Annotated in this window: 19 protein-coding genes and 1 pseudogene; 9 read left to right on the top strand and 11 right to left on the bottom strand. The window is 32.7% G+C overall.

The window, feature by feature from the left end; genetic code table 11:
- The first annotated feature begins 29 nt into the window (after positions 1-29).
- From HMPREF2663_RS11295 to HMPREF2663_RS11280, 4 genes are all read left to right on the top strand, one after another.
- Positions 30-1,514: a DUF6583 family protein gene (locus HMPREF2663_RS11295; protein ID WP_002496568.1), complete on the top strand. Its 1,485-nt coding sequence runs from the start codon at positions 30-32 to the stop codon at positions 1,512-1,514.
- 158 nt (positions 1,515-1,672) lie between these two features.
- A complete protein-coding gene (locus HMPREF2663_RS11290) occupies positions 1,673-2,839 on the top strand; it encodes an ABC transporter permease (protein ID WP_002446845.1) in 1,167 nt (388 codons plus the stop codon).
- Positions 2,836-3,756, top strand: a complete 921-nt coding sequence (locus tag HMPREF2663_RS12825; protein WP_070846462.1) for an ABC transporter permease — start codon at positions 2,836-2,838, stop codon at positions 3,754-3,756. The genes HMPREF2663_RS11290 and HMPREF2663_RS12825 overlap by 4 nt, the downstream gene beginning before the upstream one ends.
- Positions 3,757-3,770: 14 nt before the next feature.
- Entirely contained in the window at positions 3,771-4,460 is a 690-nt protein-coding gene (locus HMPREF2663_RS11280; protein ID WP_002487502.1) for an ABC transporter ATP-binding protein, read from the top strand.
- Between the two features lie 127 nt (positions 4,461-4,587).
- Here the strand turns inward: HMPREF2663_RS11280 and HMPREF2663_RS11275 are convergent, their stop codons facing one another.
- The 5 genes from HMPREF2663_RS11275 to HMPREF2663_RS11255 form a co-directional block, all read right to left on the bottom strand.
- Positions 4,588-5,361, bottom strand: coding sequence for an acetoin reductase (locus HMPREF2663_RS11275; RefSeq protein ID WP_002446842.1), 774 nt, complete (start codon positions 5,359-5,361; stop codon positions 4,588-4,590).
- 168 nt (positions 5,362-5,529) lie between these two features.
- Complete coding sequence (locus HMPREF2663_RS11270; RefSeq protein WP_002446841.1) at positions 5,530-6,906, bottom strand: MFS transporter; 1,377 nt, start codon at positions 6,904-6,906, stop codon at positions 5,530-5,532.
- 28 nt (positions 6,907-6,934) lie between these two features.
- Positions 6,935-9,952 carry an NADH-dependent flavin oxidoreductase gene (locus HMPREF2663_RS11265; protein ID WP_070846460.1) on the bottom strand — a complete coding sequence of 1,006 codons (3,018 nt, stop codon included), beginning with the start codon at positions 9,950-9,952 and terminating at the stop codon, positions 6,935-6,937.
- An 82-nt stretch (positions 9,953-10,034) separates the two neighbouring features.
- Complete coding sequence (locus HMPREF2663_RS11260; protein WP_070846557.1) at positions 10,035-10,940, bottom strand: FAD:protein FMN transferase; 906 nt, start codon at positions 10,938-10,940, stop codon at positions 10,035-10,037.
- Positions 10,941-11,353: 413 nt separating this feature from the next.
- On the bottom strand, positions 11,354-12,349 hold the full coding sequence (locus HMPREF2663_RS11255) for a metal ABC transporter solute-binding protein, Zn/Mn family (RefSeq protein ID WP_002446838.1): 996 nt from the start codon (positions 12,347-12,349) through the stop codon (positions 11,354-11,356).
- A 258-nt stretch (positions 12,350-12,607) separates the two neighbouring features.
- Between HMPREF2663_RS11255 and HMPREF2663_RS11250 the strand changes: the two genes are divergently transcribed.
- Genes HMPREF2663_RS11250 through HMPREF2663_RS11240 form a run of 3 tightly spaced genes read left to right on the top strand, consistent with a single transcriptional unit; the run spans position 12,608 to position 15,941 of the window.
- A complete protein-coding gene (locus tag HMPREF2663_RS11250) occupies positions 12,608-13,714 on the top strand; it encodes an NAD(P)/FAD-dependent oxidoreductase (protein WP_070846457.1) in 1,107 nt (368 codons plus the stop codon).
- Positions 13,708-15,090, top strand: coding sequence for a nucleoside recognition domain-containing protein (locus HMPREF2663_RS12930; protein ID WP_070846455.1), 1,383 nt, complete (start codon positions 13,708-13,710; stop codon positions 15,088-15,090). Before HMPREF2663_RS11250 ends, HMPREF2663_RS12930 begins: the two co-directional genes overlap by 7 nt.
- Positions 15,060-15,941 carry a CobW family GTP-binding protein gene (locus tag HMPREF2663_RS11240; protein WP_002491294.1) on the top strand — a complete coding sequence of 294 codons (882 nt, stop codon included), beginning with the start codon at positions 15,060-15,062 and terminating at the stop codon, positions 15,939-15,941. The genes HMPREF2663_RS12930 and HMPREF2663_RS11240 overlap by 31 nt, the downstream gene beginning before the upstream one ends.
- Before the next feature lie 146 nt (positions 15,942-16,087).
- Here the strand turns inward: HMPREF2663_RS11240 and HMPREF2663_RS11235 are convergent.
- Together HMPREF2663_RS11235 and gehD are read right to left on the bottom strand one after the other, a co-directional pair.
- A pseudogene (locus HMPREF2663_RS11235) lies at positions 16,088-16,879 on the bottom strand (tandem-type lipoprotein).
- Between the two features lie 216 nt (positions 16,880-17,095).
- Positions 17,096-19,027 carry a YSIRK domain-containing triacylglycerol lipase GehD gene (gene gehD, locus HMPREF2663_RS11230; RefSeq protein ID WP_070846555.1) on the bottom strand — a complete coding sequence of 644 codons (1,932 nt, stop codon included), beginning with the start codon at positions 19,025-19,027 and terminating at the stop codon, positions 17,096-17,098.
- A 490-nt stretch (positions 19,028-19,517) separates the two neighbouring features.
- On the opposite strand from gehD, the gene HMPREF2663_RS11225 reads away from it, so the two are divergent.
- Positions 19,518-20,705, top strand: a complete 1,188-nt coding sequence (locus tag HMPREF2663_RS11225) for a cysteine protease staphopain (RefSeq protein ID WP_070846451.1) — start codon at positions 19,518-19,520, stop codon at positions 20,703-20,705.
- A 17-nt stretch (positions 20,706-20,722) separates the two neighbouring features.
- Positions 20,723-21,040 (top strand): staphostatin A, encoded by a 318-nt coding sequence (locus HMPREF2663_RS11220; protein ID WP_002475884.1) that lies wholly within the window; start codon positions 20,723-20,725, stop codon positions 21,038-21,040.
- A 109-nt stretch (positions 21,041-21,149) separates the two neighbouring features.
- Here HMPREF2663_RS11220 and HMPREF2663_RS11215 read toward each other — a convergent pair whose 3' ends face one another.
- The 4 genes from HMPREF2663_RS11215 to bioD are packed head-to-tail and all read right to left on the bottom strand — an operon-like array spanning position 21,150 to position 24,992.
- On the bottom strand, positions 21,150-21,836 hold the full coding sequence (locus HMPREF2663_RS11215) for a 6-carboxyhexanoate--CoA ligase (RefSeq protein ID WP_070846449.1): 687 nt from the start codon (positions 21,834-21,836) through the stop codon (positions 21,150-21,152).
- On the bottom strand, positions 21,829-22,962 hold the full coding sequence (locus tag HMPREF2663_RS11210; protein WP_070846447.1) for an aminotransferase class I/II-fold pyridoxal phosphate-dependent enzyme: 1,134 nt from the start codon (positions 22,960-22,962) through the stop codon (positions 21,829-21,831). Before HMPREF2663_RS11210 ends, HMPREF2663_RS11215 begins: the two co-directional genes overlap by 8 nt.
- 10 nt (positions 22,963-22,972) lie before the next feature.
- On the bottom strand, positions 22,973-24,328 hold the full coding sequence (gene bioA, locus HMPREF2663_RS11205) for an adenosylmethionine--8-amino-7-oxononanoate transaminase (protein WP_002496555.1): 1,356 nt from the start codon (positions 24,326-24,328) through the stop codon (positions 22,973-22,975).
- Positions 24,321-24,992: a dethiobiotin synthase gene (gene bioD, locus HMPREF2663_RS11200; protein ID WP_002496554.1), complete on the bottom strand. Its 672-nt coding sequence runs from the start codon at positions 24,990-24,992 to the stop codon at positions 24,321-24,323. Before bioD ends, bioA begins: the two co-directional genes overlap by 8 nt.
- Positions 24,993-25,779 lie beyond the last annotated feature (787 nt).

Raw genomic sequence — 25,779 nt, 5'->3', positions numbered from 1 at the left:
GACATAGACACAATTTGGGAGGATATTTAATGTCTAAAAAAATTAAAGTTATAGTGCCTATCGTACTTGGATTAATCATTCTTTTGGGGATTGCTTGGGGTGTATATGCCTTTGTAACAAATACACCTAAAAACGCATATTTACTGAGCGAAAAAAAGACCGCTAAAAATGTAAAATCTTATGTTGATCATCGTTTTAGTAACGAAAAGAAATTCCAAAAAAAATTAAAAGATAATTCATATGTTAATACGTATGATCTACATGCTAATGCATCTAAGGAATATCTAAAAGATCTTGGTTTACCTAAAACTATTTTAGATAGTTCTAAAATAACTGGAACTATCGGTCATGATCCAAAATCAAATAAAGGAATCATGAGCGTATCACCTAAAATATTAGATAAAGATATTGGTAAGTTCCAATGGACAGCAAATGATTCAACTCAATTCTTCGAATCACCTTTATTTAAGAAAAAGTATAGCGTCAAGAACTCAGAACTATTAGCAACAGCTGCTGAAATCTTTGATGAAGATCCTTCTGACTATAAAGATGAGGGGCTTTCAAATGCAAACTTTGACCTGAATAATAAATTGGGTATTGTTCATTCTCAGCAAGAAGATGTTGAAAAACTGATTAAGCGATATACAGATTTAGTCATCGATCAATTAGAAGATGATGACTTTGAAAAAGGTAAAAAAGAAAAAGTTAAAATTGACGGTGAAACAAAAAATTTAAAACCTATCACTTTAAATATAAGTCGTGATAAAGCTAAAAAAATCACTGTCGCAGCATTAAAAAAAGCTAAAAACGATAAAGAATTACAACGTTTATCAAGCATTAATGAAAAAGAGTATAAAAAAGAAATCGAAGAGCAACTTGAAGATGCTCAAGATAAACAAACTAAAGAATTTCCAAAAATTAAATCAACTATCTACCAACAAAAGCATCAAATACTAAAACGTAACATCACAATTACTGATAGCGACGGTGAAAAAACTACTATCAAAGGCACGAATGTGATAGATGACAATATCGAAGTCGATTATAAAGTAACTAGTGATGGAAACACACATAACATTAAAGGATCTTCTAAGAAAGACGGAAAGCATTATAAAGATGACTATAAATATAGTGGTGACGTAGACTATGAACGTCTAAATGTTCATTTAAATAATAAAGAGAGCGTAAAAGATTCAAAACGTAAAGATACTGGAACTATTACTATCGATAATGCTATCGATCATTATAAAGTAAATTATGAAGACAATTTAGAAACAGACGCTAAAAATAATCTTCAAAAACAAACATTAAATATTGGATTTAAACTAGACGAAGAGCCTATTAATATTGTTATCAATGCTAATTCAAAACTTAAAGAGCGCATTGATTTTAATACCGATAATGCAACGGACTTTAATTCATTATCTAAGAAAGATAAAGATAAATTATCAGATGAAATTAAGGATAAACAAAAAGACATTGTCAAATCAGTCTTTAAAAAGCTAGATGATTAATTCATAGAATACTAAGCGATTGAACGACAATGACTTTCACCACCTATAAAGGGTAGGTCATATACTGGTTAATCTCACGGGGTGGGACTCACATTCAATTAAAACTTTACGAATGATAGTCTCACCCCTTTTATCTTGAATTCGCTAGGAGTGGTCACTTGAAATCTTTCAAATTGTTTCATATATACCACTCATTTTTACTTAAAAAGTGGTATCTATTTTTATATTTAATATTGATATTATTGACGCTCATCGTAACTTTAACAACTATCCAGCACATTAATCAAAATGATTCAAAATTTAATATTGGTATCGTTGATAAAGATCATTCTAAAGAAACAAAACTAATTTTAAACACTGTGGGTAAAGGCAACAATCTTGGCAAAAATGCTGCTCTCAAAACTTATAATGAGAATCAAGCGCAACATCTGCTTAAACAGAATCAATTACAAGGATACTTTGTCTTCGACCGTGGTATGACCGATACTTTTTATAAAGATGGTAGCCTTCCTATAACTGTTTATACATATGATGAACAATCAAGTAACAGTGTCGTGGTTAATCAATTAACACGCTCAGTTTATGACCGTTTAATGTTATCAATGGGCGGTGTGCTAAGCTTTAACCAATTAGCTAAAGATCCTTCAAATGAAGACGTAGCAATGACATTGATTGATATGTTATTTACCGGTTTAAATCGTTCAGGTTCATTTAATTTTGAACCCATACATATTTATGACACCAGTAGTTATTATGTAGTCACTGGATTTCTTTTGTCTATCTTTATATTGTGTTTATCACTTTATACAGTACTAAAAATGAATCAAGAAACTGCACTCAAAGAACGCTTGCAAATGTTTCATTTTTCCTTTGAAAAGCTCACGATAGTTCGAGGTATCATTGCATGGTTTTATTCACTCATATGGGCATTTATTGGCTTTATCTGGATTACTCATGCTCTAAATGCTCCATTTGAAAAATACAATTGGCCAACGGTAGCTTTACAACTCACTTATTACGTTACGCTACTCGTCCTATGCTTATTACTTATAGACTTAATTACTCGTTCATGGGTAAACTTTCTACTCAAATTATTACTTAGCTTTGTTATCGTTATTTTTTCTGGGATAATTATCCCTACTATCTTCTTTAAACACATGCTTAATGATGTAATCATTACACAACCATTTAGTTTGGTTACTAATCAAATGTTAGAAATAACACTCAATAACTATATTTTAGACACACATCCAGCATTTTATTTAAGTTTTATTACACTATTGATACTATTCATCATTGTTTTAGTATGGAGGTATCGCCGATGAAACCATACATTCAACTCGTCATTAAGAAACAATGGTTACAATATGTGTTTCTTATTAGCACGATACTAATCGCTTTAGGAACTCTATGGTTAGGACAAAAATTGGCTCAGCAAAATTTTAAAATACCTATCGCCATTCAAGATATGGACCATAGTTCCGCTTCGAAAAAATTAATTAAAGATATAGAGCAAAATCAGTATGTAACAGTAAAACATTTATCTCATGATGATTTTTATATTGATGATTTGGTAAAAAAGAAAGAAGTCATTGCAAGCCTTGAAATACCTAAGGATTTCTCAAAACACCTTAAAGATAATGATTTAAATAAGACTCTTCCATTATATAGCAGAGATGATTTTATAGGACATATTGCTATGGAAATAATCAGTCGATCATTATACGAACAACAAATCCCTAATATTATTCATGAACATCTTGATGATATGAAACAACCACAATCCTTAGATAAAGTGAAACAATCTTATTATTCTCATACACCTCAATCTAAAATAAAAAGTGTAGCTATCAATAAACATGCTCATCAATCCATTTCAATTGGCATTGTATTTGTTGTCGTCATCTTTGTAAGTGTTATCCAAATCCTATTACATCAACGTCTTAAACAGAACGCACCTCTCGGAAGATTATATTTGGTACCTTATAGTCAACTTAAACTATACTTGACTTATATCAGTGTACATGTGGTCATACTGATGCTCATGCTATTGATAATCAGTCTTTTTATGCATCAACCATTAAGCATTCTTTTCTACTTAAAAACACTAATTATAGTTTTATTTTATGAGGCAGGTATTGCTTTATTACTTTTTAAAATTAATGTCCTTAGTCATCGTATATTTATGGCTATTATTTATACAGTAGCGATAGGTATCATATATTTATGGATTCAATTGTAAAGGAGTCATATTCAATGATAGATATTCAAAATGTTTCAAAAAGCTATAAAAAGAAGCATATTTTCGATTCCCTAGATATGCAATTTCAACCTCATAAAATTACTATTTTATTAGGTGAAAATGGTGCTGGAAAATCTACATTATTGCGTTTAATTGCAGGTATTGAGAATGCAGATGAAGGACGTATTCAATACTTCAATCAATATATATCAAGACGTCGAATACGTCATATTGTAGGCTATGTCCCTCAAGACATCGCATTATTCGAGCATATGACTGTCATGGAAAACATTGAGTTTTTCAAGTCACTTTGTGAAAATCCTATTTCAGATGAAACACTTCATTCTTATTTATCACAATTAAACTTTACTGATACAAAAGTGAAAGTATCTAACCTTTCTGGTGGAAATAAACGTAAAGTCAATATTATGATAGGTCTACTTAGTCGGCCTAAAATACTTATTCTAGATGAGCCAACAGAAGGCATCGATCTAGAATCAAGATATGATATTCACAACTTATTACAACAAATGACCGATCAATGTTTAATCATCATGACGACACATCATTTAGACGAAGTTGAAGCACTAGCAGATGATATTAAAGTTATAGGTCAAAATCCTTTTTATCCTGATATTTTAGAAAATAAAGGTTGGTCTTTTAAAAAATATGCAAATGCCTTAGCTGATAATACAAAATCTTAAGTTGTACTTTCACTCTATCATTTCATCAATATTTAACATCAAAAAGGCTTGCCCTTTCGTCGTATATTTCTCGATTGAAAAGGCAAGCCTTAATAAATTTTATACACATTTATTTACCATGTCTAACTTATCTATACACTAATCCACCATCAGTTAAAATGGATTGACCTGTAATATAATCAGAATCATTTGAAGCTAAGAATGATACTAAGTTCGCAACATCTGATGGCTCTTGATATCTTCCAAGTTTGATTTCTGAAGAAAATGCTTCAAATGCGTCTCCTATTTCTAGACTATCATCAAGTTTCACCATTTCTTCATCAATACGATCCCACATTTCAGTTTTGGCAACTCCTGGGCAATAAGCGTTTACGGTAATGCCTTTGTCTGCTAATTCTTTAGCAGCTGTTTGAGTAAAGGAACGTACTGAGTGTTTTGTTGCTGAGTAAGTGCCGAGTACTTCATAAGATTCATGTCCTGCAATACTACATGCGTTGATGATTTTACCTTTACTTTTTTGTTTAATAAATTGGTTAGCAGCTGCTTGAATTCCAAACAATGTACCAAATACGTTAATATTAAATAACTTAGATAATTCATCTTCATCAATTTCTAAAATTGGCGTCACTGCATCAACACCTGCGTTATTTACCATAACATCTAATTGACCAAATTCTGTAACCGCGAACTGAACTAATTCTTCCTGTTCTTTCTTTTTAGATACATCACTCTTGAATGCGACAGCTTGATAACCTTTTTCTTTGAATTCTTTCTCAGTTTCTAATAGAAGTGCTTCATTAATATCTTGTAGTACTACATTAAACCCATCGTTAGCAAGACGTTCTGCAATACCTTTACCTAATCCACCTGCTGAACCTGTTATAATTGCTGTTTTACTCATATCTATCTTCCTCCTTATTTATCATCTACCCTTTAAACATGGTGGTAGTAATAAGATTGGGAAATGTCAAATGTTGTTAATATATTTGTCGAAAAGTTGTTGTTTTTATTCATTATTAAATGCAACTTACAATTACTAACACTGCTTTTAACTCCAACAATATACCTTTTAAATATCTACATTCTTTTTAGGAATTAAACAATACGCCGCAATAAATGCGATAAATACTAAACCTGCACCCACGATAAATGCGATAGTAGCTGCTAAATATGCAGGGTGATTTACAGATAATGCCGTATATATTGTTGTCACAACAGCGATTCCAAATGCTGCACCTAGTGTAGAAGTCATTTTGATAATTCCTGATGCAGTACCTGCTTTTTCAGCCGGAACATTAGATACAGCAGTAGATAGCGCGGGAGTAGCAAAAAATCCTAATCCTAGACCTATAAAGATAAAGCCAATACATGCCACAATATAATAAATCATATTAGGCAAAGAAGTGAATGCTAAAAGTATAATACCAGCAGTAATTGATATCGGACCTAACATCAATGGCAATTGCGGTCCCCTTTTTTGCATAAAACGTTCACCAACACGAATCATTAACAAACTACACAGCATATATGGAATCGTAATTAAACCAGCTTGTGCAGCTGTTAGATGCTTATCGTCTTGAACATAAATATTAAATAATGCTAATGAACCAATATCCATGTTCACCATCAAGTTGGCTAATGTTGTTCCGATATAAACATTATTTGAAAATAAACTTAAATCTATAAAAGGTTCATCTTGACGTTTTTCAAATATATAAAATGCAATTAATGTCACAATGAATATAGCAATTAATATCAATATAAGAGGATTTAACCATCCAATTCTATCTCCTTGCGTAATCACTACGTTAATACTTAACATCATGACAACAAAAATAATGATTCCAACGATATCAAATTTTTTATTATATGCAGACTCATCTTTAGATTCTGGTATACCTCTAAGCAATATTAAAGCAATAATTGAGAAGATGATTGACAACACGAAAATCCATCGCCATCCAATAAATGTAGCTATAATTCCAGCAAATAGTGATGCTAACCCTGTTCCACCATAGGATCCGAATGACCAATAACTAAGTACCTTTTGTCTTTCTTCACCTTGGAAGAAAGAATTAATTAACGCGATAGTTGCTGGAAGTAAGCATGCCGCAGATAAACCCTGTAAAACACGCCCTAATAATAATAAAATTGGTGCATGAGAGATGATCAATGCAATAGAGCCAAGTATACTTAATATTAGACCTGCATTTGTGATTTTAACTCGACCTATTTTATCAGATAATCCCCCTGCTACGACTATAAATACACCTGTTAAGAGTGATGTGAGACTGACCGCAATATTAACAATACTCATATCTACATGATAAAAACGTTGAACATGTGGTGCGATATTCAAAAAAGACTGTGCAAATAACCAGTATGTGAGAATCCCTAAGATAATCGCTACAATTAGTTGTTTCCCTTTATTAAACTGTTCGCTCATCGTAAGTGGCCTCCTACTCTTCCGTCATTTATTTCGTTACAGCACTTTGACCGGCAATGCGACCAAAAGTAAAAATATCTGCCAGTGCATTTCCGCCTAAACGGTTACCAGCATGAATACCACCGGCAACTTCACCAGCCGCATATAAACCTTCAATGATATGACCTTCAACATCTATAACTTGTGCATGCGTGTTTATTTTTAAACCACCCATAGTATGATGTATTGCAGGTTTACGTGGTGTCGCGTAGAATGGTGCTTTTTCAATTTTTAAATCAAATGCATTTTTATTGAAATCTTCATCTTGTCCTTGTTCTACGAAGGTATTATATCTTTCAATCGTGTTCACAAAAGTAGTTGTATCAATGTTTAATTTTTGGGCTAATGCTTCTAAGGTATCTGCTTTTACTAAGGTGCCATCTTCTAATTCTTGATTAATTTTGTCCTCAGTTGTATTCATAGCTAGTGCTTTAATATTTGCATCTGCAATAATATAGAAGATACCGTCTTTTTGTTCTAATGCTGCCTTAGATAATACATCTCTACTTTCAAATTCGTTAACAAAACGTTGTCCTTCCTTATTAATGAAGACAAAGTTTGAAGGTGTTACGATTAATCCAGTAAACAATGCACCTGTCTTCGGATCAGAAATTGGCATCATTTGAGAGAATCCCATACCTACGATGTCAGCGCCTGCCTGCACACCTAAACGTATACCATCACCTGTAATTGCAGGAGAATTCGTTGTCTTAATGTCATCAGGAATATTATCCCAATACGTATTATATTGTTGTAGCATTTTTGTATTCGCTCCAAAGCCACCTGTAGCCAACACTACACCATGACGTGTATGAATCTTAACTTTAGCACCATTTGCTTTACGTGCTTCAATACCAACGACTTGATTACCTTCTTTGATTAACTTTTCTGCAGTAGTTTCTGTAAAAATACGACCATGATTACGTTTAACGTAGTCTCCTAAATTTTCAATGTACTCTAAGCCTTGTGCTTTCATTGGTTTATGACCACGACGCCATAAAGCACCCACAGGCATATCCACAAACGAACGATCAAAATGAACACCTTTGTCTTTCAACCAATATACTGATTCCAAAACGTTATCTGTGAGTGTTTTAACTAAATCATAATCACCTGAAATTTCAACATTATTACGATCTTTACGTTTACCACCTAAATATGTTTGAATACGATGTAATTCAACAGAATCAAAAAGATATTCATCTTCATTACTGCTATTTTCAAGATAGTCTTTAATTTGACGTTTTAAAGTATTGAAATCTTCAATGTAAGCTTCATCTATATCATTTTCATCATGATTTAATAACTGTATGAGTGTCTCTTTTTCACCAGCAAGTGCCGGAAATGCATTTTGCCATTTAGGCTCAGCAGCGTTGACTTGACCACCTGTACGGATAGTATTGCCACCTATAGCCGCAAATTTCTCAAGCATGATGACTTCTTTTCCTTCATCTAATACCGTAGCAGCTGCACTGAGTCCAGCACCTCCTGTACCAATCACAACGACGTCAGTCGTCTCTTCAACGACCTCATCAGACCACTGAACGACTGGTTTAGGACGCGCCCGTAAAATATCTGGATCTTCTCCTGCTTGTTCAATTGCATCTGCAATACCTTGCACGATGCCTTCACTTGTTACTGTCGCACCTGAAATGACATCTACATTCAGTGTTTGCCCATTGATAATATCTTGAGGTAAACGTTCAAACACTGGATTCGCTATACCTTCAGATTCTCCGCTATCATCTACCTCGATACTTACAATCTTATCTTCTGATAATTGAACTTTCATAGGTAGGTTGCCATTATGACCTTTTGCATAGACATGATACGTACCTTTGTTAAATTTAACTTTTTTATTTTGAAGTGCTTTTAATCTTTCATATTTACGATGCTCTTCTTCTTTATCTAAAATCATGAAGTCCATTACTTTCCATAAAGGGGATGGTATGTGAAGTACTTTCTGATCATGTATATCGACAAATTGTTCTACTTCTTCGTTTTGTGAAATTTTATCTGTCCATTGTGGTTCCACTAAATAGGCTTTCCCAACACTTAAAAGATCATATCCTAGTTCAAGGGCATGTTCCGCATCTTGTCGTTGGGCAATACTACCTACACCAATTAATGGGATTTTTGCCAACTGTGCACTTTGCATTTTGATGTACTTATTAATTAAAGGTTCTGTATCTTCTTGATTCACAATAGATGTACGTTGATAACTGTTTGCTGATATATGGAAGTAATCAGGTTCATATTCTGCTAATGTATTTAGTAAAAACATAGTATCTTCAAAACGTATGCCTGGTTCTTCAATTTCTTCAGGTGAGAATCGATACCCTATAATAAAATGAGAAGCCTCTTTTTCAGCAACGACATGTTGAACCTTTGTTAAAACTTCGATTGGAAATCGCGTACGTTTTTCACGACTGCCTCCCCATGAATCTTGTCTCCGATTAGAATGTGGAGAGAAAAATTGTTGTAATAAGTATGTGTTGGCACCATGAATTTCGACACCATCAAACCCCGCTTCTATAGCGCGACGTGTAGCCTCTCCAAAGTCATCAATCATCTGATTGATTTGGGCATGTGTCATTTCTCTAGGTGGAACTGCATCGGGTCTTAATGCTGCAATGGGGCTTGCAGATATCGGCTGCTCTCCTTCATTAAATTTAGGATTTGCCATTCTTCCGGCATGATAAAGTTGCAAAATCGCTTTTGATCCCTTAGCTTGAATTGCTTCTGCTAAACGTTTGAGTCCAGGTATTTTATCATCATTATCAATACCTATAGCTCCCGGAAATCCTCGTCCGTGATTTTCAACAAAACAACTTTCAACAATGATTGCTGAAGCATCACCAGCTCTAAATTGATAATAATCAATCATTTCTGATGTAACACTTCCATCAAAATACCCAGCTTGGATAGTCATAGGCGCCATTAATACTCTATTTTTTAATTCGGCACCACTTTTAAATTTAAAAGTATCGAATATTTCCTTACTCATAGCAAATCCTCCTAGTTATTTGTGAATATTTTCACATTATTGTTTAAAAATAAAATACTCTTCATGAGTATTCTTTAAATTTTTATAAATACTTTTGCATTTTCGAAGTCATTAAAACGCTTCCATCTCTTGTCACAATAATGCCTTCAATACCGTCAATGATATTTAATAATTCAATATTTTTTTGTGATTGACCAAAACTACAAATTGTACTCCATACCTCGCCATCAATCCCATGATCAGATATGATTGTCACGCTAGCGATATCATTATCTACAGGATAACCTGTTGTTGAATCCAATATATGATGAAATAATTGATTTTCCTGTATGAAGTAACGTTCGTAGATACCTGATGTGACAACTGATTGATGCTCTACGTTTAATGTAACGAGTGGTAGTGCATCCTTATGAAATGGATTACGTACACCTACATGCCATTTTTCTAATGTTTCGTGTTGTCTACCAATTGTTAAAACATTACCACCTAAATCGATAATGGCAGAAGATACACCATGAGATAAAAAGTATTGCTGTAATTGATCAGCAAAATAGCCTTTAACTATAGCTCCTAAATCAATCTCCATTCCTGATTGTGTAAGAAATACTTCATGTGTTTTTGAATTTAGAACAAGATTTTCAGGATTCATACACAATAAAGCACGTTGTATATCCTCTTCTTTAGGTTTCAATGCATCTTTAAAACCGATTTTCCATAATTTGACTAGTGGCCCTATCAAAATGTTCATCTTAAAATTAGAAGATAATGTAGTTTCATAACCATAACGTATCATGTTAAATATCTCAGAACTAACCTTGACTGGTGCGATACCTGCATGCTGATTCACATTCATCAAATCTGATTTCGGATCATTAGCACTAAATTGTGATTCCCAAGCACGAATTTTTATTTCAGCTTCTTGAAGTAATGTATCCGGATGTTGATGCTCAATCGATAAACGTATCACCGTCCCCATTGCTTTAATCATTAGCGTTTTCACCTTTGACTCCCCCCTTTCCACCTATCCCACAACGCTAATATGTATATAAAAATTAAAATCTACTTTTAAATAAAAATGATTACTTTAGTTTCTATATTTACATTAACATAATTTCAAATATTTGGTTTTTGCTTATTTAAATGTTCACAATTATATCAAATATTAATCAAAGAATAAATTTTACTCTTTTAAATTATACTTCTTTGAATCTTTTTAATAAAAAAAGAGTGGAACAGAATCCATACAGAATTCTTTATTCCACTCTCACAAAACTAACTAGAGTTGACAGCCTTTTACCTTCATAAGTAATCAACTCAATCAATCGAAAATACTTCCACATCTGAACAAATCATTTCTGTCAATGTTTCTTTGGTGTCGTCTTTTCTATAATTTTGATTGATTTATTCGTTTTTTAGCGCTTTTTCAATGGCTTTAATATTTTTTTTCATAAATGATTGGTAAGTATTGTTGTCATCATCTTGTTGTTTTGTGTGTGATCCCATATTGTAAAATTTAATTGTTTTAGCATTTGTCTCTTTTCTTACCGTATCTGCTACTTTATGAGATACATTTTCTTCTATTAAAATATTTTTCACTTTATCCTCTTTAATTTGTTTAACAATATTTGTTAAATCTTTTTGACTTGGTTCTTCAGCATTCATATTTTCAATGCCTTCTTGTTCAAAATGATAACGCTCTGCTAAATAACCAATAGAGTCATGTGAAATATAAACCGTTTTATCTTCATTACCTTTCACAGCGTGTTTCATATCTTTATCTAAGTCTTTTAACTCTTTAACGAGTTGGTTGTAATTCTTTTCATAATAAGATTTATGTTTGCTATCTTTTTCTACCAATTCATCTTTAATTGCTTTAGCAAATTTTTGACTTACTACAGGATCCAACCAAATGTGTGGGTCGTATTTTCCATGGTGATGATGTTCATGTTCGTGTTCATCTTCATGTGCTTCGCCATGTTCGTGACCTTCTCCGTGCTCATGCTCATGTTCTTCGCCTTTTAATAAATCCTTATTTTTATCTAAAGCTGATTCTAGTGATAATGTCTTATCTTTATCATTTATAGCTTTAGCGATTTTCTTAGCTACGGGATCTAAGTTATCACCAGTATATAAGAATAAGTCAGATTTCCCAATATCTACCATTTGCTTTTGACTTGGATCATATGTATGTGGATCTACGCCTTTAGGATAAACCGATTCAACATTTACATATTTTCCACCGATTTGCTGTGCAAATGATTTAAGTGGATACACTGTCGTCTTTACATCTAACTTTCCTTTATGATCAGATGATTGCTGATGACCATCTTTACCACAAGCAGCTAGTGATAATGCTAAAACTGCTACAAAAAATATAATTAAACCTTTTTTATACATGTGTACATCTCCTAAATCGAAATTGTTACGCTTTAATATTTACATTATTTTTTATTATTGTCAACGGCAATATTTAATCTCAAAAAAGTCTGAAAAAAACAAATTTTTTCAATTTGATAGATTCATGCACAATATGTTCAAGAAAATCCATAAACCTACTGTTTCTTTTTCATTTGAAAAGTGACTTAATTATCGCTATACTTTTAAATCGTAATAATTACGTTTTGTAGAAATAAAAATGAGAAAGGATGTGTTACCATGTCTCATCATCGCATCATCATCATCGGCGCAGGAGCCGCTGGCCTGGGTATGGCAATCACTTTACAAGAATTCAATATTAAAGATGTTCTAATTATTGAAAAGGGAACCATCGGTCATTCATTTAAACATTGGCCTCTATCAACAAAGACCATCACACCATCATTTACAACTAATGGTTTTGGCATGCCAGATATGAATGCAATAGCTAAAGATACATCACCTGCCTTCACTTTCAATGAAGAACATTTATCTGGAAAACGTTATGCTGAATACCTCTCACTAGTAGCTAAGCATTACAATCTAAATGTCAAAACAAACACCAATGTTTCACGTGTAACATACATAGATGGTGTATATCATGTATCAACGGACTATGGTGTTTATACCGCAGATTATATATTTATAGCAACTGGAGACTATTCATTCCCATATCATCCTTTTTCATATGGACGTCATTACAGTGAAATTCAAACATTCACTCAATTAAAAGGTGATGCTTTTACAATCATTGGTGGTAATGAGAGTGCTTTTGATGCTGCCATAAACCTTAGTCAAACAGGCGCAAGAATATCAATATATACATCTAAAACTGGACTTAAAAAGGAAGATGCAGACCCAAGTATAAGATTATCACCATATACTCAACAGCGATTACAGAACGCTATACAAGAGGGTGCATTAATTGAAATGCATGTGGGCTACCGAGCACACAAAGTAACATATCAAGATCATTCTTATAAGATACACTTTGATAATGGGCATATTGTTCACTCTCATACTGAACCGATTATCGCAACTGGATTTGATGTCACCCAAAATCCTTTAATAGAGCAACTATTTCAAATACGACAATCAGAAATTCAGTTAACAGAATTGGACGAGTCTACAAAGTTTCCTAATGTATTTTTAATTGGGGCGACTGTACGTCATCAAAATGCCATTCTTTGTTATATATATAAATTCAGAGCACGTTTTGCAGTATTAGCACGCATAGTAAGCCTACGCGAAGGCTTACCTGAAGATACGTCGTTAATTCAGTCGTATCGTCAAAAAAATATGTTTCTAGACGATTATCATTGTTGTGATGTGAATTGCACATGTTAACAGTAACCTTTAATTTACGTGATGGGACGTTTACTGACATTCCAGATGATGCACATGAGTTGATCATTGAAGGTTATGACAAATTAACCTCTAGCCAACAAGTTTTGTTAAAACGTTACATTATCAAACACCAATTAGATATTTCATTACAACACGGTGTCCCTTCATCGCCACTTCATAGTTTAAATATCATTAAAACATTGCGTACTTTTGTTAAGGAGAGCAAAGTATATCATCCTCGTTTTCACAATATTATTTATGGGTGGTGCTTTATCATACTCATGTTTGCTTTACCCATCTACTTGTCTTATCACATTTCAGACGGATTACAACAATATGTGGCACCCTGGTTATCAAAACTATCTCAAATATCATTATTTCAAGAGGATAAATTGCAACATATTTTATTCGGTCATTATGGTGTCATCTCCTTAGGCACATATTCGTTTATCTGGGCGTTACCAGTTGTTTTTATGATTAGTTTATCCACAGCGCTTGTTGATATCAGTCATTTAAAACATCATCTCGTTTGGTCTATCGAACCTACGATGTTACGACTAGGTCTTCATGGGGCAGATATCATCCCCTTATTAGAAGGCTTTGGTTGTAATGCTGCTGCTATTACTCAAGCTACTCATCAATGTCATCAATGTACCAAAGTACAATGCATGAGCTTGGTAAGTTTTGGGACTGCCTGCAGTTACCAAATTGGGGCAACATTATCGATATTCAACGCAAGCCAAAAATTTTGGTTATTTTTGCCATATTTATGCATGATATTCATAGGTGGAATCATACATAACAAATTATGGTATAGTCATCAAACACATATGACAACACAGTCTGTTTTTCAACGACAACCTGTACGTTGGCCCAAACCAAAGCTACTCATGAAAGCAGCTTGGAGAAGTATTGCAATGTTTATTGTACAAGCCTTACCTATCTTTATAATCATTTGCCTTACTGTAAGTTTATTATCTCTTACGCCTATTTTGACTTTTATAGCAAATGCATTCATACCTTTATTATGGCTACTAGATGTACCTACACAGCTTGCACCAGGTATTCTGTTTTCAATGATACGTAAGGATGGAATGTTGTTGTTTAATATGAATGACAGTGCTTTAATTCAACGACTTTCGGCTTTCCAATTATTGTTGCTAGTCTTCTTTAGTTCAACATTTACAGCATGTTCAGTAACAATGACGATGCTCATACGACGGCTCGGTTCAATTCTAGGAATTAAAATGATAATGAAACAAATGGTATCGTCCACCCTTTGCGTCATCGTACTAGTCATAGCAATGTTAAGCATAGCTAAAATTTCAGACTTAGGAGTGATGTTATGGAAATCATTATTGTCAGTGGCTTTTTAGGAAGTGGCAAGACCTCAACACTCAATCATTTAATCGCTGATGCACTTGAAAACAATTTAAATACCGCCGTTATCATGAATGAATTTGGAAAATTAAGTGTAGATGGCCAACTTATAAATCATCCTAAAGTACCTATGAGTGAAATCACTGAAGGATGCATTTGTTGTGCGATGAAATCAGACGTATCACAACAACTACATGAACTATACTTAAAATATCAACCTGATATCATCTTTATTGAATGTAGTGGTGTAGCTGAACCACTAGCTGTCGTCGATGCATGCTTCACACCCGTACTTGCACCTTTTATCACTTTAAGGAGTATGGTCGGAATGATAGATGCAAGCATGTATGCACAAATTAAATCTTATCCACGTGACATTGTCGCTTTATTTTATGAACAACTGCGTCATTGTTCAACTTTATTTATTAATAAAGTAGATAAAGTAGAGGTAGAAGAAACCGCCCGCTTGCTACGTCATCTCGAACGCATCAATAGCGATGCCAATATTCAAGTTGGTCAATTTGGAGAATTAAATTTAAAATCATTACTAGAGCCAACACATATAAATTCAAATGCATGTGGCACTTTGCATAGTAATATAAATCATCAATTCATTGAAAATCCTAGGCTACAAACAAAAGAAGAAATGATTAGTGCGTTAGATAACTTGCCTCAAGATGTTTACCGTGTCAAAGGGTTTGTTCGTTTTTCAGATCAGCAACACGTTTATTTAGTACAGTATGCACAAGGAAATATAGAATTATCTCCCATTCAACTTAAAGCTGATGTCCCCTTGTATCTTATTGTTATAGGCAAACATTTAAAACAAATACAACTTGATTTATAAAAGCACATCTCTCAATCATCAGTTAAACTTTATACATAAACAAACCTCTAAATGACTTTTGTTCATTTAGAGGTTTGTTGTACTTATTTCAATATTTTTATTGTTCGTTTTTTATTAACGTTTGCGTTTTTGATCTGATTCTATACTTACTTCCACTCATTATTTAAATCACTTGGATTCAATTCCAAACTATCCGCAAAGTAGATGCTTTCTTCTTTGTTTCTGACAAAAGATAACTCAACATGTTTATGTCCTATAGATGAACCTTTAAGATCTCCGTCACCTTTTAATATTAATTTTGGTGCCTTTTTTGTAGGGATATCATATTTCTTTCTTAACTGTTTCACATTGTCATCTTCATTATTTAATTGGTACTCTGTCGAATAACTTGGTACGTTTGGGTTATAAGACACATTTCCATTCTTGTAGTCTTTTAAATTTTTAAAATTCCCATATTGAGAGAAAAACTGAAAGTTTTTAATTTCATTTTTTAATGTTTCATCGGCGATAGGTTTAGTCGGTTCAATTTTATTGTTTTTAAGGCGAACCGGATATTCTTTATCTTTACTGTGTACTCTCCCTTTTTTATCTTCTGTGGTAATACTAGTATAAAAATGACCAGTCGTCTTTCTAGTATTTCTATTCATATACAAAACCATACCTCTAGATTTCATCGCTTGACCTTTTTTCTGAATATTCATTTCTGAATTAATAATTCATGTCCCTTTGTCTCTCTTTTCAAATTCTTCATCACGATATCCTTCTTTATCGTATAAGTCTTCTAAATTTTTAATTGGATACATACTTAATGTTTTGTGGAAACTTTCTTTAATTTCCGCTTCTTTATTATTTTCTTTATTCATAAATCCACATCCGCCAATAAAACACGTTAATATTAAAAAGCTAATGCCACAAAGGAACTTCCCATAATATTTCATCTTTTCACATCTCTCTATTATTTTATTCATTCATTAAAAATATGGTGTATTCATATAAATATATTTTTATAAAAAATTTCACTTTTATATTATCAAATCATTCATACACATTCAATTTAATTTATTTATATATTTTTTTCGGCGAAACAATCAAAAAACCTCATTAAATGTACCGCAATCATACATCTAATGAGGATATTATCGTTCTTTTAATCGCTACTTACGTGTGATACCATCTAACTCTTCGACTTTCAACATATTATTTATCATACTCATATAGAATTGACCTAATTCTTCACCAGTTCGCTTATAATCAGTAGTATCTAAGCCGACTAAATCTAGATGATCCCAATCATATTGTACGGGTCTCACTTGCCAAATACCCTTGTCAGTTGCTAGGTTCATCATACCTACCTTCTTAAATGCTTCATCACTTGGATGTAGTGAAGAAGACACAGGTACTATGCCATCATTTACTCTGACATTTTTATTATCATCTCCACCTATCACACGACTTGTTAAATCGAATAGTGGGAATTGTCTAATATTCGGCACTTCATTGCCTAATGGTCCAGTATGTGTTGCAGCACCTGTATATGATGTATAGACGATATTAGGATTCAATGTCGTCATTTGGTTTAACTTTTCTGCTCCAGCAGTTGTTAAATCATTTACAGCCTGATCTTCAGTTTCCCAAACTTTACTATTCGCTATACGTTTTGCATATTCAGCATATGATTCATTAGGTTGCTGTTTGAAGCCCCATTGAGAAAAACCTAGTTCTAAATCGAGCGCTTTAGTTCCACCAATTTTTCCAATTCTATTAATTGTATCTTTAATAAATTTAGTCGACCCTAGTTTATCTGCAGCAGGTGTGCCATTATGAGGTGTTCCTAATGTAGTAATCGTAGACACCATGTTATCTTGTCCACCCTTAAACAAATCAGATACCGTACCACCATATTGACGTTGGTAGTCTATTTCTTCTTGATTTCCATTTCTTAAAAAATGTTCCATCAAACGTATCGTTTGGCCTCCCATACTATGTCCAACAAGATGTATCTTTTTACCTGGTTCCCAATCAGGCATGATGCCTTCATATGTTCTGCCATAGCGTTTGTGACCATATTTTGCAGCATGTGCTGCACCATAATCTACTCGTCCACCTTTAATATAATAATACAGTTCAACAGCACGATCATAATTGCTGCTAAATGCCCCTACATTGGCTTCGTGAACGCGGTAACCTAATTTTGTAAGTTCTTGTTTCACGTTATATTTAGTACCACCCCAATAATTTGGGTACATGCTGAATGCATCTTCACCGACTAAACCTACAAATCCATGTACAAACACGACTGGATATTGATTTTTATATTGAGCTTGCGCAGTAAGTTGATTGATATGTTTAGTTTGTTTTGATTTCACAACGCGTGGTGAAGTTAATGATGTTTGCTTTTTTTGATTTGTTTTAACTGTTTTATCAGTTTTTGTATTACCTATTTTGTGTACTTTAGAAGATGGTTGTTTTACTGTTTTATCTCTATCTTCTATAGACTGTGATTGTTTAGGTTGTGTTCCTTTTGAAGATGAGACTTGAGTTTGATCAGATGGGTGTTGCTTTTTATCTGATGAATCTTGATCATTATTTTGGTTTTGAGTATTAGGTTGATGTTCTGTTTGTGAGTGTTGATTATCTTTAAACTGTTGTTTGCCTTTATCATCTTGATTTTGGCCTTTTGGATATGTATCCTGACGTGAATTTGGGGAAACATGATTGTCTTTTGATTGTTGTTCCATTGAAGCTTGTTTTTGGTCATTTAATGGTGACGTTTGTGTTGAATCTTGTTGTATTTGATTATCCTTTTTTTGTACATTGCCATCAGATTGATTCTCTTGATTAGTCTTTGATTGGTTCGCTGTCTCACCCTCTTGATTCAATTCGTAAGATAAATGAGTTGTATCTTCTTTTTGTTCAACTTGTTCTGTTTGCTGTGACTGTTCGTTAGAATCTGATGATAATTGTGTCATTTCAGCAGCTTGAGCATGCTGACCACTGACAAATATTGTAATCCCAGTAATGATTGACACGACTCCCACCGTGTACTTCCTAATCCTAAATCTTCTTGTTTCATTATTATTTTTCAAAAAATTCACCTCTATAAGTCCCCCCCTATAAAATATGAAAATATAACTGTTATGTATAGATTAACATAAAAATATAAATTACTTCCAATTATTTATTAAAACTTTGAAAACTTTACATTTTAAATTATTAAAAATAATCAATACTTACATATAATTATTATGTGTATACACAACATTAAAATTGATTAATAACATATATTGAAAATGTCTTTCATTACACATGATGAAGAAACATGAACACTTGATAATAATTAGAAGTGATAATTATAAACATTTGCTTCATAGTCGTGTTAAAAGTATAGACATCATGTCACTAAATCCATCCATTATTTTATTATAATTTATATCAATTTAATTTTGTTCAATTTATATATTTAACGTATAAGTATTATAACTTAACGTTTAGGAAATAAATGAATTATATTTTAAAATAAATGTTATATTCAGTTTGAAAGAGTTGCAAAAAACTTTAGTAAAGGAGTACTTTTTTATGAAGAAAAAATTAAGTTATATGATTACCATTATGCTTGCTTTTACGCTAAGTTTAGCACTTGGCCTATTTTTCAATAGTGCTCACGCCGACTCGTTACCACAAAAGGATGGTGCAAACCAAAAAACAACTAAAGTCACTGTCAGTAATAAAGACGTTCCAAATGCAGTTCGCAAACTTGCTGAAGAACAATATTTATCTCGTGTAGCTTTATTAGATAAAGCTTCCAACCACAAAGCAACATCGTATACACTTGGTGAACCTTTTAAAATTTATAAATTTAATAAGGAAAGTGACGGCAATTATTATTATCCAGTGCTCAATAAAAAAGGAGATGTCGTTTATGTAGTAACAATTTCTCCTAATCCTTCAAATTTTAAAGCTTCAAAACAGCAAAACAATTATTCCATTAATGTTTCTCCATTTCTTTCTAAAATATTAAATCAATATAAAAATCAAAAGATAACAATTTTGACTAATACAAAAGGATATTTTGCACTTACTGAAGATGGTAAAGTGACACTTGTGCTTAAAACGCCACGTAATAATGAAAAAACATATGAAAATGCCACTAAATCCACTAAACCTAAAGATTTAAATGATTTTAAACAAACTGCATCAGTAACAAAACCAACTTTAGAATATCAAAGTACACGAAATGAAATTCACGCAGAATATGTAAATCAATTAAAGAATTTCAGAATACGCGAAACACAAGGGTATAATAGTTGGTGTGCCGGCTATACTATGTCAGCACTACTCAATGCCACATATAACACAAATCGATATAATGCAGAATCAGTAATGAGATATTTACATCCTAATTTAAGAGGTCACGACTTCCAATTTACAGGACTAACATCTAACGAGATGCTTCGTTTTGGTAGATCACAAGGAAGAAATACTCAATATCTTAATAGAATGACTTCATATAATGAAGTAGACCAATTAACAACTAATAATCAAGGTATAGCTGTATTAGGTAAGCGTGTTGAATCAAGCGATGGTATTCACGCTGGACATGCCATGGCTGTGGCTGGTAATGCTAAAGTTAACAACGGACAAGAAGTCATTTTAATTTGGAACCCATGGGACAATGGTTTCATGACTCAAGATGCACATAGTAATATCATTCCAGTATCAAATGGCGATCACTATGAATGGTATGCATCAATTTATGGTTATTAATATAGAAAGGTGTGCTTATGCATAATTACAACAACATTAACATCGTAAGTGATGATTTAAAATATCAAGAAATTTGTTGGTTCCATACATTAGAAGGTATTTGGCACCCTGTAGAAGTAGAAACTTCACCATTAAATATTACATTTAATAAAGAGATAACACCTAATTACGTTTGTACGTTAATAAATGAAGATTCCAGAAAAATAATTTTAAGTAATGTAGACAATCCGAATATCATTATTGAAATGATTCTTATTAATTCAAAAAAATTGGTTTTTAATGCTATAAGTAAAGAAGGCTTAGGTACTTCGCCTAAAATCACGTTTACAAAATAATTTATACCCTGTAACTCTTTCATTAAAAAACAATATGATATAACCAAAAAGCTCCCAGTAAAGGTCACATTTTAAATGCTTTCTTTACTGGGAGTGTTTATATTATTCCTTATTTTTCTATGATTTCTTTAGGTACTGTTTCTAAAAAGGAAACATATGCATTTAAATTTATCCCTTCGTCTACGAAGATAATTCTTCCTCCGTGACGCGTACCTTTTTCTTTAATATTAAAGATTCTACGATATCCTAACTTAGGCGACGCATAATATCCAGTCGTGTAATGCAAATCGTCTGATACACATAGTTCTGCCTTTACACCTTCAAATGCATTGATACAAGTTGCAAGTGCACGTGCATCTTTTACTCTTTCTGATATTTCTCCATTACGTTTGCATGTTTTAAATGCTAAATGAGTTACCCTGATACCTCGTTGTTCAGTGCTATCAAGTCGTTGTCCGGTTTGTGCAGATAGAATAATGGCTCCAGTATAAGTAATATCATTCTTTATATATTCTAACCCTTTGTTTAGCGCATATTCAGAAACATTTGTTTGTTTCGCTAATTGTGTTAATGTATCGTTTAAATTTTCAACCACTGGTAATGCTGGTATTGTTTGAATGGGTGCCTTAACCTTTTCAATTTTCAAATTTAAGAAATCTATATTTCCATTTTCATGATTAAAGGCTTTATTAAAATATTTTTTCAAATAATTTTCTAAATCTTTAAATTCACACATTGTTTCAGCACCGCTAATATGAATATCTTCGTGGCTTGCACGCATTTTTATACTATACATAGCTATCACCTTCATCGTATTGTTTCATTACATTGAAAAGTCGATCAATATCATCTGTGTCATGAAAATAGGATAATGAAATTCTTAATGTTGGCTGTGACACTGTTGGATACCTTAAATAACTGACAAATATACCATGTTCAAATAACATGTCGTATTGTGCTTGTGCTGAAACCAAACTATCACAAACGATATTTTTGATGGGTGTATTAGATAATGGTTGATTGGGAAATAATTCCATAAATTGGTGATTAAAATATTCACTAAGTGCATTCAACTTCTCTCGTCTGTATGTATCTTCAATCACATGTTGTAAGCTCACTTGAATAAAATACAAATGATAGCTAGGTAAACTACTCGAGTAGATAAGCGAACGACCTTTATTAATAATTAAATCTTTTACATCTTTTGAACTTAGTATTAAGCCACCATGGGCTCCCCACGCTTTAGATAAACTTGAGGTAACTATGTCAATGTCTGCATGACACTCAAAGAGATTTAATCCTAAACTATGAGATGCGTCAATAATTAAAATCGCATTGTAACGTTGCTTGAGATTAACTAGCCTATTAATATCTGCTTTAGCGCCGTTAGTAGAAAACACACTATCAGAGACAATCACTTTTTGAACTTCTGGATGCGAGTCCCGCGCTAAATGACTTTCCAAGTCATCATAGTTTAAATGTTGATAAATCACTTTTGATAGACCACTTAGTTTAATACCGTCTATTATACTGGCGTGATTCTGTTGATCCGAAAAGATAACAACATTATTATTTTTAAAAATATTAAATACCGCTAAATTCGCATCGTAACCACTATTAAAAATTAAGGCGTCTTCAAAATTAAAATACTCGCTGATTGCCTGTTCTAATTGCTGATAAACAACTGAATTGCCACTCACTAATCTAGAACTTGATAGATGGATACTATATGTCTTTATAAAATCTAAGAAATTTTGAGGTTGATATTCAAGTTGTCCTATACCGAGATAATCGTTCGAAGTAAAATTAATATAAGATTGGTCATTGATATAAATATATTGTTTTTCTACGGACTGAATCGGTTGAAGCGCTCTATATAAACCTTTATCTTGTATCTGTTTTAACTGTGCTTTAATGTCCATAAATACCCTCTTACTTCTTACTTAATGTTTGATGTAAGGCTTTGTCGAAAATTTTAACCATTTTTTTAATTTCTTTATTAGACATACTTAAAATAGGTACAAAAGTGATGACATTTTCCAAATTCCGAATCATCAATCCATTCTCTTTACATCGACGTATAATCAGTTCTACAGTAGGAATATCGAGTGGTGTCTGCGTTGATTTGTTTTCAACTAATTCCACACCATACATTAATCCCCGCCCTCTAATATCTCCAATATTTTTATGAGGTTGAAGTGCCTCTAGGCGTTGCTTTAATGTTTGAGATGTCTTTTGAATGTGCCCAATCAGATGCTTCTTTTTAAAAAGATTAATATTCTCAAGTGCTACGGAACAAACTAACTGATTACCTGTATATGTATGACCGTGGAAAAACGTATTCTTACCGTGACTCTGACTTAAAAAAGCATCATATATCTTTTGAGATGTTAAAGTTGCCGCTAACGGTAAATAACCGCCTGTAATTGCCTTACCCAGACACATAATATCTGGTTGTACATCTTCATGGTTACAGGCAAACATTTCTCCCGTACGCCCGAAACCAACAGCTACTTCATCACAAATCAGTAACACATCGTATTTTCTACATAACTGTTCTACAGCTTTCAAAAATCCATGTGGATGAACAAATAAACCTGTTGCACCTTGTATAAGTGGCTCTAAAATTAATCCTACTATTTCATCATTTTTCTCAGATAATATATCTTCAATTTGATTCAGTATTGAATTAAGCATTTCCGCTTCATTGCGGTACTTACTTTTATATAAACACGGTGTTTCTATCTGTATATTTTCAAAAATAAGATCTTTAAAAATGTTGTGGAAACTATCGATACCACCAACGCTAACAGAACCTATAGTATCTCCATGATATCCATGATGTAATGTAAGAAATTTATTCTTCTTCGCATATCGTTTAGCATCGATATTCTTCCAATATTGATAAGCCATCTTAATAGCAATCTCTACCGACGCACTCCCCGTATCGGAATAAAACACTTTTTGTAATCTATCTGGTGTTAATTTGACTAACTGTTCGGCAAGTTCAATCGATGGAATATTAGACGAACCTAATAGCGTAGAATGGGCAATCTTATCAAGTTGTTTATGAATGGCTTGATTTAACTTTTTATGTTGATGCCCGTGCACATTGACCCACAATGACGCATAACCATCTAAATATTTATTGCCTTCAGTATCGTATAAATAACTTCCGCGACCTTTTTCAATAATAATATTGTCATTTTTAGCATAGACTCCCATCTGTGTGAATGGGTGCCATACATACTGTGCATCTTTATGATTTAACTCTCGTGTATTAGCCATTGGATCCTCCTATCATTCGTTGTATAAATGCTTCGGAAAAGCTTTCTTGAGTCGCTTGATGACCTAACGTATAAACAGGCTTATGTGTTAATTTTTCAATGGTATGTAAATTATCCTGTTCAATAGCGCTATCAGTATAGTTATTCATGATTAACACATTCGGGGGGAGTTCATGATGATCAATATATTTCTGATGAACGATGGCATCATTAATCGCACCTAATTTTGAAGGTAAGACACTCACAATGAAATCCGATGTGTCTTTAATTAAATCTGTTGTCATATAAAAATGGTCACTGTATTCATAGATAGGCACTGCAATACCACCCGCACCTTCAATGAGAATTATATCGAATTGTGCTTCTAGTGATTCGAGTTTGTCCATCATTGTTTGATGGTTCAATTGCTGATGCCTTTCAATTTTGAATGCTAAATGTGGTGAAACTGGGTCTTTGAATGTGTAAAGTGACGTGATGTCATAGTCTAAACCGCATTCGTTTTTATAAATCTCTAAATCCGGGTATCTACCTCCACCGATTTCTTCAGTTTGAAAAGGTTTGAAAATACATACACTATATCCCCGCGTTCTTAACGCCTTGTAGAGATATTTAGTGACATACGTTTTACCAATGTCTGTATTCGTTCCAGTTATAAATATGTTCATGTTTATCATGTCACCTATCTTTAATGTAAACTAATTACATTTTAAAGTTTACATTTAGAGTATGCAGGTTGCAAGTGATAACAATAAATGGGTGAAGTGCATGATTAAATGAGGAAAGAAAAAGAATTTCGAGAAATGGTATGTGCTGTAAATTTTAGATGGAAAATCCTGCTGATTTCATTTCAACTGGTTTATACTTTGTTTCTACTGAATAAGAAACTCTTTTCATAGAAAAAACACCTCCGTATGATTCATTTTAATATGAATTCAACGAAAGTGTTTTTATATCATTTCCACTAATTGGGGTCAGTCTATTTTCTTGTCATTGTATTCTGGACTTTTATATAGAAGCATGTAATATATAAACAAAGTTGCTGTAAACATTCCGAATATTAAAGCTAAGATTCCAAAATGAATCTCCATAAAAATAGTTTGAATAAAAAATACGAGAATGAAATTATTAAAAATAATAAGATTTCATAAATTAACAGAATCATGATTTTTCTCCTATAAATTAAAGTTAAAGAAAACATAAATCATAATCAATTTTCTAATGTTCAAAGCGAAAATTATTAGGAAAGCTGTTAAATGAAACGACGCAAATTTAAGAGTATATAGGATCAAGGAAAAGCATATTAGACTTTAAAAGGTGTTAAAAAGTATTATTGAAAAGTAAGTATAAAATCAATAATTCTATTAAAATTGCAATAGTCATTAGTAAACTAGTAAATTTATTTACTTATAGTGATGTGTTAAATTACTATAATAAACTTGAAATATACTTATA

This window comes from Staphylococcus sp. HMSC077D08, from assembly GCF_001837945.1.
Lineage (GTDB): Bacteria > Bacillota > Bacilli > Staphylococcales > Staphylococcaceae > Staphylococcus > Staphylococcus epidermidis.
This window is presented reverse-complemented; position numbering and strand designations above follow the sequence as displayed.

Excerpts from the sequence above, each read along its gene's own strand:
- HMPREF2663_RS11280 (WP_002487502.1), top strand. The coding sequence starts at position 3,771 with ATGATAGATATTCAAAATGTTTCAAAAAGCTATAAAAAGAAGCATATT.
- HMPREF2663_RS11210 (WP_070846447.1), bottom strand. The coding sequence starts at position 22,962 with ATGGACATTAAAGCACAGTTAAAACAGATACAAGATAAAGGTTTATAT.
- HMPREF2663_RS11220 (WP_002475884.1), top strand. The coding sequence starts at position 20,723 with ATGCATAATTACAACAACATTAACATCGTAAGTGATGATTTAAAATAT.
- HMPREF2663_RS12930 (WP_070846455.1), top strand. The coding sequence starts at position 13,708 with ATGTTAACAGTAACCTTTAATTTACGTGATGGGACGTTTACTGACATT.
- HMPREF2663_RS11260 (WP_070846557.1), bottom strand. The coding sequence starts at position 10,940 with ATGATTAAAGCAATGGGGACGGTGATACGTTTATCGATTGAGCATCAA.
- HMPREF2663_RS11250 (WP_070846457.1), top strand. The coding sequence starts at position 12,608 with ATGTCTCATCATCGCATCATCATCATCGGCGCAGGAGCCGCTGGCCTG.
- HMPREF2663_RS11240 (WP_002491294.1), top strand. The coding sequence starts at position 15,060 with ATGGAAATCATTATTGTCAGTGGCTTTTTAGGAAGTGGCAAGACCTCA.
- HMPREF2663_RS11275 (WP_002446842.1), bottom strand. The coding sequence starts at position 5,361 with ATGAGTAAAACAGCAATTATAACAGGTTCAGCAGGTGGATTAGGTAAA.
- HMPREF2663_RS11255 (WP_002446838.1), bottom strand. The coding sequence starts at position 12,349 with ATGTATAAAAAAGGTTTAATTATATTTTTTGTAGCAGTTTTAGCATTA.
- HMPREF2663_RS11270 (WP_002446841.1), bottom strand. The coding sequence starts at position 6,906 with ATGAGCGAACAGTTTAATAAAGGGAAACAACTAATTGTAGCGATTATC.
- bioA (WP_002496555.1), bottom strand. The coding sequence starts at position 24,328 with ATGGCTAATACACGAGAGTTAAATCATAAAGATGCACAGTATGTATGG.
- bioD (WP_002496554.1), bottom strand. The coding sequence starts at position 24,992 with ATGAACATATTTATAACTGGAACGAATACAGACATTGGTAAAACGTAT.
- HMPREF2663_RS11265 (WP_070846460.1), bottom strand. The coding sequence starts at position 9,952 with ATGAGTAAGGAAATATTCGATACTTTTAAATTTAAAAGTGGTGCCGAA.
- HMPREF2663_RS11295 (WP_002496568.1), top strand. The coding sequence starts at position 30 with ATGTCTAAAAAAATTAAAGTTATAGTGCCTATCGTACTTGGATTAATC.
- HMPREF2663_RS12825 (WP_070846462.1), top strand. The coding sequence starts at position 2,836 with ATGAAACCATACATTCAACTCGTCATTAAGAAACAATGGTTACAATAT.
- HMPREF2663_RS11225 (WP_070846451.1), top strand. The coding sequence starts at position 19,518 with ATGAAGAAAAAATTAAGTTATATGATTACCATTATGCTTGCTTTTACG.
- HMPREF2663_RS11215 (WP_070846449.1), bottom strand. The coding sequence starts at position 21,836 with ATGTATAGTATAAAAATGCGTGCAAGCCACGAAGATATTCATATTAGC.